Raw genomic sequence first — 14,032 nt, forward strand, 5'->3', positions numbered from 1 at the left:
TCGACACCGTTTGGGTTTAGAAGGTGGCGTCTATCAATCTCCGTACTTCGGTCTCGTCCCATTGTTGCTGCGATACCTTCAGGTAGGCCACGCGATCCGCCAACAGCACGGAAGCCTCATGCACTCCCGCCACGCCGGCCAGCTCGCGCGACAGCGCTTCTGCGTCGCCGCGCCAGGACTCGCCGATGTGGAACATTACCGAGCGCACGGCCTTGGGCGGCTGCATGCCCAGCGACCAGATCAGCCACGACAGCATCAGCAAGGTGGTGAAGCCGAATACCCCAGCCGGGCCGTAATGGGTATACAGCCAGCCGCCGGCGGCGGCGCCGAGGAACAGACCGAATGACTGAGAAGTGTTGTACACGCCTATCGCCGTGCCCTTGGCGTCGGCCGGGGCGATCTTGGAGATCAGCGAGGGTAGGGTGGCTTCCAGGATATTGAAGGCGATGAAGTATAGCGACAGCCAGGCTACGATCTGCCAGAAGCTGTCCAGAGCCAGCGCCATGCCGAGCTGCGCCATTGTCATCAGCGCGATGGCGCCGACGAATACCGGCTTCAACCGCGCTTTTTTCTCGCCGTAAATGATGGCCGGCACCATCAGGATGAAACCGATCACCGTCACCGGCAGATACACCTCCCAGTGTTGCGACTTGTCCAGGTGGCCGGTCTTGATCAGCGCGAACGGAATGGTGACGAACATGGCCATCTGCGCCGCGTGCAGCGCGAAGATGCCGTAGTTCAGGCGCAGCAGCTGGCTGTTTCTCAGCACCGCCGGCAGGCGCTTGGTGTTGGCCTCGGTGTCGGAGTGGAAGCGCGATTGCACTGGATCCGGGATGATCAGCCATACGCCGATCAGCGCCGCCAGCGACAAGAAGCCGGTCAGGGCGAAGATGCCGTTGACGCCGATATACTTGGCCAGCAGCGGCCCCAGCACCAGGCTGGCGGCGAAGGTGGTGCCGATCGACATGCCTATCATGGCCATCGCCTTGGTGCGGTTTTCCTCGCGCGTCAGGTCGGCCAGCAGCGCGGTGATGGCGGCGGAGATGGCGCCGGCGCCCTGGATCACCCGGCCCAGCGTCAGAGTGGCGATGTCGTGCGCGCCGGCGGCGACGAAGCTGCCGATGGCGAACAGCAGCAGGCCGCCGTAAATCACTTTTTTGCGGCCGATGCGGTCTGACAGCATGCCCAGCGGCAGCTGCAGCAGGGCCTGGGTCAGGCCATAGCTGCCCAGCGCGATGCCGATCAGCGTATGGTTGTCGGCGCCTTGCAGTTTTTCGGCATAGATCGCGAACACGGGCAGGATCAGGAACATGCCCAGCATGCGCAGGGCGTAGATACCGGCCAGCCCCAGGCTGGCCCGCAATTCAGTGGCGTTCATGCGGTATTCGAGGTTAGTTTGGCTGAATCTGGTTTTAACGACCGCGGCAGGCAAAGGATGACGCGTTTACACGCGCAATGCACGGACAAGTGGAGCCGTCCCGGCCAAGTCGGGTATATTAACAGGTTCCCTGACCGACGGTGAGTAACAGCTTCTTATGGACAGCATCCGTATCCGTGGCGCCCGCACCCACAATCTGAAAAACGTCAATCTGGACCTGCCGCGCAACCAGTTGATCGTGATTACCGGCCTGTCCGGCTCCGGCAAATCTTCGCTGGCTTTCGACACACTGTACGCCGAGGGCCAGCGTCGCTACGTGGAAAGCCTGTCGGCGTATGCCCGCCAGTTTCTGCAGCTGATGGAGAAACCCGACGTGGACTTGATCGAAGGCTTGTCGCCGGCGATCTCCATCGAGCAGAAGGCCACCAGCCACAATCCGCGCTCCACCGTCGGCACCGTCACCGAAATCCACGACTATCTGCGCTTGCTGTTCGCCCGCGTCGGCGATCCGCATTGCCCGGAGCATGGCGAGCCGCTGTCCAGCCAGACTGTCAGCCAGATGGTGGACCATGTGCTGGCGCTGCCGGAAGAAACGCGGGTGATGATCCTGGCGCCGGTCATCGTCGGCCGCAAGGGCGAAAACCTGGACCTGTTCGACGACCTGCGCGCTCAGGGTTTCGTCCGGGTGCGGGTGGACAGCGAGGTGTACGAACTGGATGCGGTGCCCAAGCTCGACAAGAACAAGAAGCACACCGTCGAGGTGGTGATAGACCGCCTCAAGGTGCGCGCTGACATGCAGCAGCGCCTGGCCGAGAGCTTCGAAACCGCGCTGCGCCATGCCGAAGGCCGCGCCATCGCAGTGGAAATGGATAGCGGCAAGGAGCACTGGTTCTCCGCCAAATTCGCCTGCCCGGTGTGCAGCTACAGCCTGCCGGAGCTGGAGCCGCGGCTGTTTTCGTTCAACAACCCGATGGGCGCCTGCCCCAAGTGCGATGGTCTGGGCGAAATCACCTTCTTCGATCCCAAGCGCGTGGTGGCGCATCCGGAGTTGAGCCTCGCTTCCGGCGCGATCAAGGGCTGGGACAAGCGCAACCAGTTCTATTACCAGATGCTGCTTGCGCTGGGCGAGCACTACGGTTTCTCCGTCAACGATCTCGCGTTTGAGGACTTGCCGGAAAAGATCCGCAATGTGGTGCTGCATGGCTCGGGCCGCGACAGCATCGAGTTCAGCTATATGTCGGAGAAGGGCAGCAAGTTCACCCGCGAGCATCCGTTCGAGGGCATCATCCCCAACCTGGAGCGGCGCTACCGCGAGACCGACTCCATGGCGGTGCGCGAGGAGCTGGCCAAGTACCAGAACAATCAGGCCTGCCCGCATTGCAGCGGCTCGCGCCTGCGGCTGGAGGCGCGTCATGTGTTCATTGGCACGCGCACGCTGCACGAGATCAACCAGCTGCCGCTGAAAGAGACTGCCCAATTCTTCGATCAGCTTGAATTTTCCGGCCAGAAGCAGGCGGTGGCGGAGAAGATCGTCAAGGAGATCCGCGAGCGGGTGTCCTTTCTGAACAATGTGGGCCTGGATTATCTGAACCTGTCCCGCTCCGCCGACACCCTGTCCGGCGGCGAGGCGCAGCGCATCCGGCTGGCCAGCCAGATCGGTTCCGGCCTGACCGGCGTGATGTATGTGCTGGACGAGCCGTCCATCGGCCTGCACCAGCGCGACAACGACCGCCTGCTGGGCACGCTGAAACGGCTGCGCGATCTGGGCAACAGCGTGATCGTGGTAGAGCACGATGAGGACGCCATCCGCGAGGCCGATTACCTGGTGGACATGGGCCCCGGCGCCGGCGAGCACGGCGGCGAAGTGCTGGTGTCCGGCACCCCGGACGAAGTGGCGGCTTGCGAGCACTCGGTCACCGGCGCCTTCCTGTCCGGCCGCCGCAAGATCGCGCTGCCGGGCGGCCGCCGCGAGCTGTCCGAGGAGCGGATGCTGCAGCTGATCGGTGCCACCGGCAACAACCTGAAGGACGTGACGTTGAATCTGCCGCTGGGCGGCCTAGTGTGCATCACCGGGGTGTCCGGCTCCGGCAAGTCCACCTTGATCAATGACACCCTGTACAAGATCGCCGCGCGCGACCTGAACGGCGCCAGCGAGGAGCCGTCGCCGTACCGTGAGATCAAGGGGCTGGATCAGCTGGACAAGGTGATCAACGTCGATCAAAGCCCGATCGGCCGCACGCCGCGTTCCAATCCGGCCACCTACACCGGTCTGTTCACGCCCATCCGCGAGCTGTTCTCCGGCGTGCCGCTGGCGCGCGAGCGCGGCTATGGACCGGGCCGTTTCTCCTTCAACGTCAAGGGCGGCCGCTGCGAGGCCTGTCAGGGCGATGGCGTGATCAAGGTGGAAATGCATTTCCTGCCCGATATCTATGTGCCTTGCGACGTTTGCCACGGCAAGCGCTACAACCGCGAGACGCTGGAAGTGCAGTACAAGGGCAAGAGCATCCAGGAAGTGCTGGAGATGACAGTGGAGCAGGCGCTGGAATTCTTCGCCGTGGTGCCGCCGGTGGCGCGCAAACTCAAAACGCTGATGGACGTGGGCCTGGGCTACATCCGCCTGGGCCAGAGCGCCACCACGCTATCGGGCGGCGAGGCGCAGCGCGTCAAGCTGGGCCTGGAACTCTCCAAGCGCGACACCGGCCGAACGCTGTATATCCTGGACGAGCCGACCACCGGCCTGCATTTCCACGACATCGACCTGTTGCTGCAGGTGCTGCACCGCCTGCGCGAAAGCGGCAACACGGTGGTGGTGATCGAGCACAATCTGGACGTGATCAAGACTGCGGATTGGCTGATCGACCTGGGGCCGGAAGGCGGGGCCGGCGGCGGCCAGATCATCGCCAGCGGCACGCCGGAGCAAGTGGCCGCCAATCCGGCCAGCCATACCGGACGCTATCTGGCGCCGTTGCTGGAGCGGGACAAGAAGCAATAGCCTTGGCTACGGATTGGCACGGAAAATCGATAAATCCAAAAACGTATTGGCCACGAAATACACGAAAGAACGCGAAATTAGCAAGGCCTTTGAAAGGCGAGCGCTTAAGGTGGTCGCTCTCGTGGGTTTTGCTCGCCAGGTGTTCATGCCTTTGGCTTTTCGTGTCGTTTCGCGGGTTTCGTGGCCCATCAAGATTTGTTAGATAAAACCGACGCCGGCTTGTCCGGCGCCCACCCACCGTATACATCAGAGGTAGGCATGCTGAGCTTAGGCAAGATCGATCATATCCATATCCGCGTCAAAGACGTCGCTGTGGCGTTGAAATGGTACCAGCGGGTATTGGGATTGGCCCCGGATGCGCGCTACAAGACGGATGGCGAGCACAACGCCGCCATGCTGGTCAACGCAAGCGGCAGCGTGCGCCTGGCCATCAGCGAGGACTCGGATGCGGTTTCCGGCGCCCAGGGCGCGGTGGCGTTTGTGGTCAGCGGCCAGGATTTTCTGGAGTGGATAGACCGGCTGGCCGGCGAGCGCGTCACCAATCGCGAAGGCCAGACCATCGCCCGCGACTCGGTGCACGATCATCGCTTCTTCTGCGCGCTGTCCTTTGTCGATCCGTTCGGCAATCCGTTCGAGATCGTCAGCTACGACCACACCTGGCTGGTCGGCAAGCTGAAGCTGGGCGGCCATCTCTCCGTTTGACGCCGTTTATCTCGCACCCGCGCCAGCGGGTGTTTTTCTTTGGAGGCAATCATGAGCCATTACTTGGCCGACAATCCCGCGCCGGAGGCTGTGGCGGCCTTGCCGGGCCTGACCTTGCTGGAGTTCGGCGTGGACTGGTGCCCGCATTGCCAGGGCGCGCAAGCGCTGCTGGCGCAGTTTCTGGCGAGCCGCCCGCAGTTGCGCCATCTGGCGGTGGAGGACGGCAAGGGACGGCGCTTGGGGCGCGCGCATGGCGTCAAACTATGGCCTAGCTTCATTCTGCTGCGGGATGGCGTGGAGATCGGCCGCGCGGTGAGGCCGCAGAGCCTGGCTGAGCTGGAGTCGCTAATGCGAGGCGCGTAAAGGGCTTTGATGCCGATTTTGCGCGCGGAGCCTCCGGTTTTATCTGGCTTTTAAGCGAATTTGGATATCTTGCATGCCCGTCCCATCAAAGGCTGCCGCAAGGGGTGGCGGCCGGACGGGTAAGGGTTTGGAGATATCCATGTTTGAAAAGGGCAAGAGTTATACCCGCGAGGAAATCCACGCCGTGGTCGGCGGCAACAAGCATTCCTATCTGCCGCGCAAAAAAGGCAAGGTGGTGGCCGCCTGCCTGCGTCCGGATCTGAATCCGGACGCGCCCCATGTCATCCTGTGCAATTCCTGCCCGCCGGAGCGCGCCGCGGGCGAGCAACTGGCGCGCCAAGGCGGGGTGATTCCGGTGTTCCTGAAGGAAAATGCCAGCAGCTGGAAGTTCCAGGGCCTGTTCCGCGTGGTGGAGAGCGAGACCCATCCCGAGGCTTGCGCGCCTTATGCCGCGCGCAGCGCCTGGACCAAGGGGCAAATCAAGCAGGTGTTGAAGCTGGAGCAGCAGGTTCAATTCTGACTCGCAGCGTCCGGCTTAGGGATGCATGGACATGTTGGCAGACCGGCGTACCGTGGCGAGACGGTGCGCCGGTCTTCGTTTTGACGGCGCTTACTGCAGCTTGATGCCCCAGTTGTCCTCGACGCAATGCTGGTAGTTGCCCGGCTGCAGCGCGCTGTATGGCGTCTGGTAGCTCACCAGCTGACACTGGTAGTCATGCCCCCATTGCCAATCCTTTTCCCAGTAGATGTTGTAGGCGGCGGAGCTGGCCGAGGTGAAGCGCTGCATATTGGCGCAGGATAGTTGCTCGGCGCCGTAGTCCCAGCCCAGGTCGTGGGCGAACTGCTTGTAGTAGTCGATGCGGTTCTGCGCGGCCTGGCGCTCCGTGCCGCCGCCGCATTCGGCATTGATGATCATGATGGTGGTGGCGAAGTTGTTGCCGGCGCCGGCGGCGATGTCGGCCGCGTTGGGCGCCCAGGTGCCGTCGATGACCTGCAGCATCGAAGGCTTGGGCGGTTGCGGATAGACGAAGAAGAAGGTGGCGGAGGCCAGGTTCAGCCAAGTGCTGGCCACCAGGTCCGGGTTCTGCAGCAGCACGGACTGGTCTCCGTTGTTCATGGCCTGGGAGAACGGGCCGTAGTTGTAGTTGTAGGACAGCTGCTTGGCGCCGCGGCCGAAGTATTTTTTCCAGCCGCCGTCCGGGTTTTTGCCGCAGGCCCATACCTTGTTGAATACCGGGTCGTCGCATTCGGTGTTGTAGCCGCAGCCGGGGCCGGTATCGGAACAGCCCATTTCGCGCAGATAGGCCAGGCCCTGGCGCCATTGCGGGATGGTGTCGCTGGCGTCGTGGTTGCCGGTTTCCTGGGCGAAGTGGGCGAACATGGTGGCCAGGCTGTGGCGGCAGATGGCGTCGGCGTCGCGGCCATCGCTGTAGTCGTCGCACACCGCCGGGAACTTGGCTACGGCTTGCAGGAAGCGGGCATAGGTGTAGCTGGGATCGCGGCGGCTGAAATAGTAATCCCATTTGGCGGCCGGCAGCAGCCGCTCGACGCGGCGCACGTTGACGGGGTTGGCGGCATTGCCGGGCGCGACCCGCGCCACCTGATCGTTGGACAAGGTGCGGATGGACGCCTTCACCTTGCGGAAGAAATCGTTGTTGGTCAGATCGGCTTCATGCTGCAGCGCCTGCTGCAGGGGGGAATGACGGGAGCGGCATCGTCCAGCTTGCGCAACGCGCCGCCGACGTGGGCGATCCATGAACCTTTGGGATTGGCGCCAGGCGTTTCGCCGCGGCTGGGCCATTTGGCCTGCCAGCTGCGGCCCTGCCATTGCACAACCTGGCCTTTGGTGTAGGCCATGCCGGCATTCCAGGGGGCGGCCAGCGCGGAGCCAGCCAGCAGTGACAGGGCAAGAGTGGCGATGAGTTTCATATTGGTCTTCCTATAGTGGAGCATGCCGGCTGGCACGTAATACCACTATGGAACCAATATGAAATATGTCAAATGATTTTAATGCCGGATTTTCTAGCCGCGGAGACTGAGCAGCGGGCCCGGCACCGGCTCAGGCGCGGATCGCGCGGATCCAGGCGTCGCCGGCGTAATTCGCGCTGGCAAGACCCAGCGCGGAATGGAAGGTGACTGCGAAGCGCCGCCCCATCTGCTTGATGGCGACCACTTCAAAGGCGATGGTGTCGGCACCGTGTTGTTCGGTGACCAGATCGCCTGGCTGTAATTCATGAATCTTCATTGGGTTACCAAGGCGTGACCGCAAGGCGGCCATGCCGTAAATATTAACGGCGGCGATGTTGCGGCGGACGGGAACCGGCGCCGATGTTGGCGGTGGGGTGACGGAAATTGATGCGGCCCTTGGTCAGGTCGTACGGGGACATTTCCACGGTGACGCGGTCGCCCAGCAGCACGCGGATGCGGTGCATCTTCATTTTGCCGGAGCCGTAGGCGAGGATTTCCATATTGTTGTCCAGGCGCACGCGAAAGCGCGACTCCGGCAGCATTTCGATAACGACGCCTTCCAGTTCGATCATGTCTTCTTTGGACATGGGATTCCTTTCAGTAAATACGGGTAATGCATTGGCCGCGTCGGCTGTCGATACCGACTACCGCAGACGGGCGATGGAGCTTCGATTCGGTAACCCAGCGGGCCGGGCGCGGCCCGGGAGGCAAGGCGTCGCGTCAAACAGTGTTGGCGCGACGAGAAGTAGAGGCAATGCCTATTTTAACGCCAAAGGGCCGCCGCGTCAGCCGTTTATTTCATGGCCATGGCGCCGCGCCTGTTCCTGCTGCTCGCAGGCCAGCTGGCCGACGCGCACCAAGGCCGTCAAATAGCGTTCATCCAGCGGATAACAGCAGGACAAGCGCATCGCATTGCGGTAGCGGCCGCCGGGCGAGCTGAGCGGGCCGGGAATCAGGCTGATCTTCTCCGCCATCGCCGCGTGGAACAGCGCCACGCTGTCGCAGCCCTCCGGCAGCTCCAGCCAGATCAGGAAGCCGCCTTGCGGCTGCGTGGCGCGCGTGCCGGCGGGGAAATGGCGGGCGATCAGGCCGCGCACCTTCTCCACATGGGCGGCGTAGCGGCGCTTCAGCGTGCGCAGGTGGTGATCGTAGCCGCCGGACTCCAGAAACGCGCCCAAGGTTTCCGCCAGCACCGCCGGCTGCGCCACCGATGAGGCAAACTTCAGCTTGCGCAGCGCGGCATCGAAGCGGCCGCCCTCCATCCAGCCGATGCGGAAATCCGGCGCCAGCGTCTTGGTATAGCTGGCGCAGACGATGACCCAGCCGTCGGCGTCGAAGGCCTTGACTGCCGGCGCCAGCGTGTCGGCGAATTGCAGCTCGGCGTACAAAGCGTCTTCGATCAGCGGCACCTGGTACTGGTTGACCAGCTTGGCCAGCCGCTTCTTGTTGTCGAGCGGCATGCAGCAGCCCAGCGGATTGTGGACATTGGGCATGGCCACCAGCGCCTGGATGCGCTGCTCGGCCAGCAACACCTCCACCGCGTCTATCGACAGGCCGGTTTGCGGGTCGGTGGGGATTTCCACGGCCTTCAGGCCCAGGCTGGCCAAGAGCGGCAGCAGGTTGAAATAGGTGGGCGATTCCAGCCCGACGGCGTCGCCGTGGCGGGTGACGGCGCGCAACGCCAGTTGCAGCGCCTCCATGCAGCCGTGGGTCAGGATGATGTTGTCCGGCTGCAGCGTCATGCCCAGATCCATGCCGCGGCGGGCTATCTGGGTGCGCAGCCGCTCCGACCCCGGCGGCAAGGCGTAAGTGCTGACCATGCCGGGATGGCGGCGCAGGATCTGGCCCATCAGCCGCGCCAGCTTGTTGCCGGGATAGAAGTCCCCGCCGCGCGGGCAGGCCAGCGCCAGATCGATGAAGCCCTCGGTCTGCTGCGCCTGCAACACGGTGCCGATCAGGTCCAGCACGGCGTTCTGGGTGGGGGAGGCCGGGCCGCTTTCGGTGACCGCGGGCCGAGCCGGCGAAGGCAGCCGGGCGCGCACGTAGTAGCCGGATTGAGGCCGGGCTTCTATCAGGCCGCGGTCTTCCAGCACGCGGTAGGCGCTGACCACGGTGTTGAGGCTGAGCTGGCGGCTGTGCGCGGTGCGCCGCACCGATGGCAGGCGCGATCCAGGCGGCAGCGTGCCGCGGCGGATTGCCAGCGATAGGTCGTCTGCCAGCTGCTGATAGAGGGTGGGGGCGCTGTTCTGCATCGTTGGTCTGGTTGATGGGGCACAGCGCCTATCATAGAGTCAGGTGACAGTTGCTGAAAAGAACAATCTGTAACCAGATCAATAATGGATTTTTGAATCTGTATCCATTCAGCGGCTGCGCATAGCATGTTCGGGTAGGCGACAGTCTGTCGCCGTTTGCCGCTTTGCAGGAGACGCGCCATGCCCGAATTCGCTTTGCTGTCCTATGTCGCCCTGATGTCGATCACGCCGGGGCCCAATAACCTGATGCTGGCCAGCTCAGGCGTCAATTTCGGCTTCCGCCGCACCGTGCCGCACATGCTGGGCATCAGCCTGGGTTGCGCGCTGCAGGTGTTCATCGTGGCCATGCTGTTGGCGCAGATGCTGGGCTGGCTGGAAACCTGGCGTTTGCCGTTGGCTGTGGCTGGGTGCGTCTATTTATTGTGGCTGTCCTGGACGCTGGCGATGTCCGGTTTGCCGGAGGGCAGGGCGCAGGCGCGGCCGCTGGGCTTTGTCGGCGCGGCGATGTTCCAGTGGCTCAATCCCAAGGCCTGGGTCATGGTGCTGAACGCGTCCATCCTGTTCATGCCGGCCAAGGCGGATGGCAGGATGGCGGCGGCTTTGCTGCTGGCGCTGGTGTTCGCCGTGGTCAACCTGCCGTGCATCAGCGTGTGGGCGTGGGGCGGGGAAAAACTGCGCCGTTGGCTGCAAAGGCCCGAGGCGCTGCTGGTATACAACCTGTCCATGGGCGGCATGATGGCCGCTACGGCGTTGTGGCTGATGTATGACGAGCTGCAGCCGGTGCTGGGCTGGATCTGAATGATGTCCTTTTTTGGCAGATGATTGTCCTCGTCAGACCTTCAGCCAAGGCGATGGCAGGATTAGCATGGCGTCCATATTCCACCTGAGCCGAGGATAGGCCGCATGAAACAGACTGCTTTGCTGGTGATAGATGTTCAGGACTCTTTTCTTTCCCGCCCTTATTGGGATGAGCGTGAGCTGCCGGCCTATCGCGAGGCGCAGCGCGCGCTGATCGCCGGCGCCGAGGCGCGCGGCGTGCCGGTGGTCAATATCCTGCATGTGGATGACGACGCGTCGTTCCGCGTCGAGTCCGGCCTGGTGCGTCCGCAAGCCTGGCTGACGCATCAGCCTGCGGCGACTTTCATCAAGCATGTGCACAACGCGCTGACCGACTCTGGCCTGCAGGCCTGGTTGGACGCGCGCGGCATTCGCCGCTTGGCGATTTCCGGCATCCGCACCGAGCAATGCTGCGAAACCACCGCCCGCGTGGCATCGGACCTCGGTTATGAGGTGGACTTCGTCAGCGAGGCCACGCTGACTTTCGCCATGACGCATCCCCTTAGCGGCCGCGTCTACAGTCCGGCTGAAATCCGCGAGCGTACCGAGCTGGTGCTGGCGGGACGCTTCGCCGCCATTGTCACGGTCGATGAGGCGCTGCGGCGGATGGCGCGCGCGGCCGAGCTTGTCGATTGACATCGGCATGGCATAAGGTGTCGGGATCGGTTTTGTTCAGATCAGGAGTAAGCATGGCGCAAGACGCATCGAGGTTGCCGCCGGACGGGCTGCCGGCTTATCGGCTGTTGACCGGGCCTGACGATTCGGCCTTCTGCAAGCGGGTCAGCGAGGCGCTGGCTTTGGGCTACCGGCTGTATGGCTCGCCGGCCGCCACCTTCAATGGCGAGCGTGTCATCGTGGCGCAGGCCGTGTTGTGGCCGGGAGCGGACCATGCCGCCGATTGACGTGGCGCAGGCGCTGGCCATCGTGGTGGCTTGGGGCGTCAACTTCGTTGTGATCAAATGGGGCGTGGCCGGCGTGCCGCCGCTGCTGCTGGGCGCCTTGCGCTTTGCGCTGGTGGCGCTGCCGGCGGTATTCATCGTCAAGCGGCCGCCGCTGCCGTGGCGCTATCTGGCGCTGTATGGCTTGACGGTGGGCGTGGGGCAGTTCGGCTGCCTGTTTTCGGCGATCAAGCTGGGCATGCCTGCCGGGCTGGCCTCGGTCGTGCTGCAGTCGCAAGCATTCTTCACCTTGCTGTTGGCGCGCTTCTTCCTGAACGAGCGTTGGCAGCGCAGCCAGCTGGCGGGTTTGGCGCTGGCCTTGGGCGGCTTGGCGCTGATCGGGAGCGGCAAGGGCGGCAATATGACGGCGCTGGGCTTTGGGCTGACCATCGCCGCCGCTACCAGCTGGGCCGCGTCCAATGTAGTGGTGCGCGCCATCGGCCGCGACGGCTACAAGGTGGCGCCGCTGGGGCTGGTGATCTGGTCCAGCCTGATCCCGCCGATTCCGTTTCTGCTGCTGTCGTGGTGGCTGGAGGGCGGCGAGCGCATCTTGCCGGCTCTGCGCGATTTCAATCTGCAGTCGCTGTTCGCCGTCGCCTATCTGGCGGTGGTGGCTTCGATGTTCGGCTATGGCCTGTGGAGCCGGCTGCTGACCCGGCACGCCGCCGCCAAGGTGGCGCCGTTTTCGCTGCTGGTGCCGGTGGTGGGGCTGCTGGCCTCGCATCTGCTGTTGGGAGAGAGCCTGACGCCAGCGCAATTGGCGGGCAGCGGCCTGCTGCTGGCTGGGTTGGCGGTATCGGTATTCGGCGGCCGCGCGCTGTCGATGGCGGCGAGGGTTGGCCGTGCTTGAGGTGTACTTCGTTTTGCCGCCGGACCTGCTGCTGCTGGATTTGGCGGGGCCGGCCGAGGCGTTTCGCCTGGCTGGCGAGTTCGGCGCGGACCTGCGTTTGCATTTTGTCAGCCCGGTGCAGGAAACCGCGACGTCGCTGGGCTTGCCGCTAGCCAGCCTGCAGCCCTTGCCGGAGAGGCTGCCGGAGGGCGCGCTGGTGGTGGTGCCGGGTTCTACGCCGTCCGCCGTGGCTTACGCCAAGCCCGAAGCGCGGCGCATCGTTGCCTGGCTGGCCGCGCGCAAGCGTCAAGCCGGCGTGTCTTGGGTGGGCATCTGCTCCGGCAGCCTGCTGTTGGCCGAGGCCGGCTTGTTCGATGATCGCGCCTGCACCACCCACCATACCTTGCTGGACCGTTTGCGCGCATCGGCGCCGGCGGCCAGGGTGCAGGAGAACCGGGTATTCGTGCAGGACGGGCCGTGCTGCAGCAGCGCCGGCATCACCGCCGGCATCGATCTGGCCTTGCATTTGATCGGAGAGCGTATCGATCCGGCCATCGCGCGCGCCGTGGCGCGGGAGATGGTGGTCTACTTCCGCCGCTCGCCGCAAGACCCGGAGCTGTCGCCGTGGCTGGCCTGGCGCAATCATCTGCATCCTGCGCTGCACCGCGCGCAAGATCTGATCTGCGCCGACCCGGTGCGTGATTGGCCGCTGAACGAGCTGGCGGGGCGGGCGCATGTCAGCGCGCGGCACCTGTCGCGGTTGTTTCGCGAGCATGCCGGCATCAGCGCGCACGATTATCACCAGGCTTTGCGGCTGGCGCTGGCCATGCAATGGCGCGCGGCCGGGCTGGGCAAGGAAAAGGCGGCGCTGGCGGCGGGTTTCTCGTCCGCAAGGCAGTTGGGGCGGGCGGCATCCCGCCGCTAAACCTTGCTGGACAGCATATTTCTTAAGTTTTAACGATTCTGGACGATATTCCGGGTTGACGCGCTCCGGGAATGGTTCATACCATTCCATCAATATCTACCGGTAATTGCCATGAAAACTGTCCGCAGCCTGTCTTGTCTCCTGCCTCTGGTTCTGTTGGCCTCCCTGTCCGCCTGCTCCACTGGCACGCCGCCGCAGAAAATGGCTGCGCCTGGGCCGGCCAAGGAAGGCGGCATGGTGCCGTCCGGCGTCGGCTATGTCGGTCCCGGCGAGGGAGGCAATAGCGGCGAGGATGTGAAGGTGGTGGTGCGGGAAGTCAATCCGTTCCAGCCCATCGTGGTGCGCGTCACCGGCAGCGGAGCCGCGCCGTATACCAATAGCCTGACCCCGTCGCAGCGCAAGCTGCTGGCGATGCGCGCCGCGCGGCTGGATGCGTTCCGCGCCATTGCGGAACAAGTGCAGGGCATGAAGCTGGTGGGCAACAGCACGGTGTCCAATATGATCGCCAACAGCGACAGCTTCCGCACCTATGTGGATGCCTATCTGCGCGGCGTCACTATCGTTTCCACCACGATGAAGCCGGACGGCACCAGCGAGGCGGTGGCGGAAATCACGCTGGATCAGGACTTCTACAAGCAGTTCAAGAACTCCTTCGACAAGAGCGGCAGCGTGATGCGCGCGGCGCAGGAAACCGGCGCCGTCGGCGCGCAGTGCGCCGAGCCTAACTGCGGCGCCATCAAGACCATGCCGGCCGCCAGCCCGGCGCAAACCATGATGGTGGCTCCGGCGCGCTATAGCAGCAATTTCTATGTGAACCAATGATGAAGACGCGAATTCGTCAGACGGCT

16 protein-coding genes are annotated in these 14,032 nt (G+C 63.9%); 10 read left to right on the forward strand and 6 right to left on the reverse strand.

Going from position 1 to position 14,032, the window contains the following annotated elements; genetic code table 11:
• Positions 1-16: 16 nt before the first annotated feature.
• Positions 17-1,378 (reverse strand): MFS transporter, encoded by a 1,362-nt coding sequence (locus QUG01_RS11815; RefSeq protein WP_500830320.1) that lies wholly within the window; start codon positions 1,376-1,378, stop codon positions 17-19.
• Positions 1,379-1,535: 157 nt separating this feature from the next.
• On the opposite strand from QUG01_RS11815, the gene uvrA reads away from it, so the two are divergent.
• From uvrA to QUG01_RS11835, 4 genes are all read left to right on the forward strand, one after another.
• Complete coding sequence (gene uvrA / locus QUG01_RS11820; RefSeq protein WP_500830321.1) at positions 1,536-4,370, forward strand: excinuclease ABC subunit UvrA; 2,835 nt, start codon at positions 1,536-1,538, stop codon at positions 4,368-4,370.
• A gap of 258 nt (positions 4,371-4,628) precedes the next feature.
• Positions 4,629-5,072, forward strand: coding sequence for a VOC family protein (locus QUG01_RS11825; RefSeq protein ID WP_500830322.1), 444 nt, complete (start codon positions 4,629-4,631; stop codon positions 5,070-5,072).
• Between the two features lie 51 nt (positions 5,073-5,123).
• Positions 5,124-5,435, forward strand: coding sequence for a thioredoxin family protein (locus tag QUG01_RS11830; protein ID WP_500830323.1), 312 nt, complete (start codon positions 5,124-5,126; stop codon positions 5,433-5,435).
• Positions 5,436-5,574: 139 nt separating this feature from the next.
• Entirely contained in the window at positions 5,575-5,955 is a 381-nt protein-coding gene (locus tag QUG01_RS11835) for a hypothetical protein (protein ID WP_500830324.1), read from the forward strand.
• A gap of 90 nt (positions 5,956-6,045) precedes the next feature.
• Here the strand turns inward: QUG01_RS11835 and QUG01_RS11840 are convergent, their stop codons facing one another.
• The 5 genes from QUG01_RS11840 to QUG01_RS11860 form a co-directional block, all read right to left on the reverse strand.
• The gene (locus QUG01_RS11840) at positions 6,046-7,191 is read right to left on the reverse strand and encodes a chitinase (RefSeq protein WP_500830325.1); all 1,146 of its coding nucleotides are present in this window, start codon (positions 7,189-7,191) and stop codon (positions 6,046-6,048) included.
• Positions 7,095-7,364 (reverse strand): carbohydrate-binding protein, encoded by a 270-nt coding sequence (locus tag QUG01_RS11845; RefSeq protein ID WP_500830326.1) that lies wholly within the window; start codon positions 7,362-7,364, stop codon positions 7,095-7,097. Before QUG01_RS11845 ends, QUG01_RS11840 begins: the two co-directional genes overlap by 97 nt.
• 130 nt (positions 7,365-7,494) lie before the next feature.
• Complete coding sequence (locus tag QUG01_RS11850) at positions 7,495-7,680, reverse strand: hypothetical protein (RefSeq protein WP_500830327.1); 186 nt, start codon at positions 7,678-7,680, stop codon at positions 7,495-7,497.
• A 43-nt stretch (positions 7,681-7,723) separates the two neighbouring features.
• Positions 7,724-7,990: a translation initiation factor IF-1 gene (gene infA / locus QUG01_RS11855; RefSeq protein WP_043622179.1), complete on the reverse strand. Its 267-nt coding sequence runs from the start codon at positions 7,988-7,990 to the stop codon at positions 7,724-7,726.
• A gap of 198 nt (positions 7,991-8,188) precedes the next feature.
• The gene (locus tag QUG01_RS11860; RefSeq protein WP_199153313.1) at positions 8,189-9,655 is read right to left on the reverse strand and encodes an aminotransferase-like domain-containing protein; all 1,467 of its coding nucleotides are present in this window, start codon (positions 9,653-9,655) and stop codon (positions 8,189-8,191) included.
• A gap of 180 nt (positions 9,656-9,835) precedes the next feature.
• Between QUG01_RS11860 and QUG01_RS11865 the strand changes: the two genes are divergently transcribed.
• The 6 genes from QUG01_RS11865 (at position 9,836) to QUG01_RS11890 (ending at position 14,006) form a co-directional block, all read left to right on the forward strand.
• A complete protein-coding gene (locus tag QUG01_RS11865; protein ID WP_500830328.1) occupies positions 9,836-10,453 on the forward strand; it encodes a LysE family translocator in 618 nt (205 codons plus the stop codon).
• 105 nt (positions 10,454-10,558) lie between these two features.
• Positions 10,559-11,128 carry an isochorismatase family protein gene (locus QUG01_RS11870; protein WP_500830329.1) on the forward strand — a complete coding sequence of 190 codons (570 nt, stop codon included), beginning with the start codon at positions 10,559-10,561 and terminating at the stop codon, positions 11,126-11,128.
• A 53-nt stretch (positions 11,129-11,181) separates the two neighbouring features.
• Positions 11,182-11,394, forward strand: a complete 213-nt coding sequence (locus QUG01_RS11875; protein WP_043622188.1) for a DUF1737 domain-containing protein — start codon at positions 11,182-11,184, stop codon at positions 11,392-11,394.
• Entirely contained in the window at positions 11,381-12,280 is a 900-nt protein-coding gene (locus QUG01_RS11880; RefSeq protein WP_500830330.1) for an EamA family transporter, read from the forward strand. The genes QUG01_RS11875 and QUG01_RS11880 overlap by 14 nt, the downstream gene beginning before the upstream one ends.
• Positions 12,273-13,184, forward strand: a complete 912-nt coding sequence (locus QUG01_RS11885; RefSeq protein WP_500830331.1) for a GlxA family transcriptional regulator — start codon at positions 12,273-12,275, stop codon at positions 13,182-13,184. Before QUG01_RS11880 ends, QUG01_RS11885 begins: the two co-directional genes overlap by 8 nt.
• Positions 13,185-13,295: 111 nt before the next feature.
• The gene (locus tag QUG01_RS11890; RefSeq protein ID WP_500830332.1) at positions 13,296-14,006 is read left to right on the forward strand and encodes an LPP20 family lipoprotein; all 711 of its coding nucleotides are present in this window, start codon (positions 13,296-13,298) and stop codon (positions 14,004-14,006) included.
• Positions 14,007-14,032: the final 26 nt, after the last annotated feature.

It is taken from the genome of Chromobacterium sp. CCUG 76385 (assembly GCF_059916625.1).

What these genes read in the sequence shown, in the direction of transcription:
- QUG01_RS11850 (WP_500830327.1), bottom strand. Translation starts at nt 7,680, where the DNA reads ATGAAGATTCATGAATTACAGCCAGGCGATCTGGTCACCGAACAACAC.
- QUG01_RS11880 (WP_500830330.1), top strand. Translation starts at nt 11,381, where the DNA reads ATGCCGCCGATTGACGTGGCGCAGGCGCTGGCCATCGTGGTGGCTTGG.
- QUG01_RS11890 (WP_500830332.1), top strand. Translation starts at nt 13,296, where the DNA reads ATGAAAACTGTCCGCAGCCTGTCTTGTCTCCTGCCTCTGGTTCTGTTG.
- QUG01_RS11875 (WP_043622188.1), top strand. Translation starts at nt 11,182, where the DNA reads ATGGCGCAAGACGCATCGAGGTTGCCGCCGGACGGGCTGCCGGCTTAT.
- QUG01_RS11835 (WP_500830324.1), top strand. Translation starts at nt 5,575, where the DNA reads ATGTTTGAAAAGGGCAAGAGTTATACCCGCGAGGAAATCCACGCCGTG.
- uvrA (WP_500830321.1), top strand. Translation starts at nt 1,536, where the DNA reads ATGGACAGCATCCGTATCCGTGGCGCCCGCACCCACAATCTGAAAAAC.
- QUG01_RS11860 (WP_199153313.1), bottom strand. Translation starts at nt 9,655, where the DNA reads ATGCAGAACAGCGCCCCCACCCTCTATCAGCAGCTGGCAGACGACCTA.
- QUG01_RS11825 (WP_500830322.1), top strand. Translation starts at nt 4,629, where the DNA reads ATGCTGAGCTTAGGCAAGATCGATCATATCCATATCCGCGTCAAAGAC.
- infA (WP_043622179.1), bottom strand. Translation starts at nt 7,990, where the DNA reads ATGTCCAAAGAAGACATGATCGAACTGGAAGGCGTCGTTATCGAAATG.
- QUG01_RS11845 (WP_500830326.1), bottom strand. Translation starts at nt 7,364, where the DNA reads ATGAAACTCATCGCCACTCTTGCCCTGTCACTGCTGGCTGGCTCCGCG.
- QUG01_RS11870 (WP_500830329.1), top strand. Translation starts at nt 10,559, where the DNA reads ATGAAACAGACTGCTTTGCTGGTGATAGATGTTCAGGACTCTTTTCTT.
- QUG01_RS11865 (WP_500830328.1), top strand. Translation starts at nt 9,836, where the DNA reads ATGCCCGAATTCGCTTTGCTGTCCTATGTCGCCCTGATGTCGATCACG.
- QUG01_RS11815 (WP_500830320.1), bottom strand. Translation starts at nt 1,378, where the DNA reads ATGAACGCCACTGAATTGCGGGCCAGCCTGGGGCTGGCCGGTATCTAC.
- QUG01_RS11830 (WP_500830323.1), top strand. Translation starts at nt 5,124, where the DNA reads ATGAGCCATTACTTGGCCGACAATCCCGCGCCGGAGGCTGTGGCGGCC.
- QUG01_RS11840 (WP_500830325.1), bottom strand. Translation starts at nt 7,191, where the DNA reads ATGGATCGCCCACGTCGGCGGCGCGTTGCGCAAGCTGGACGATGCCGC.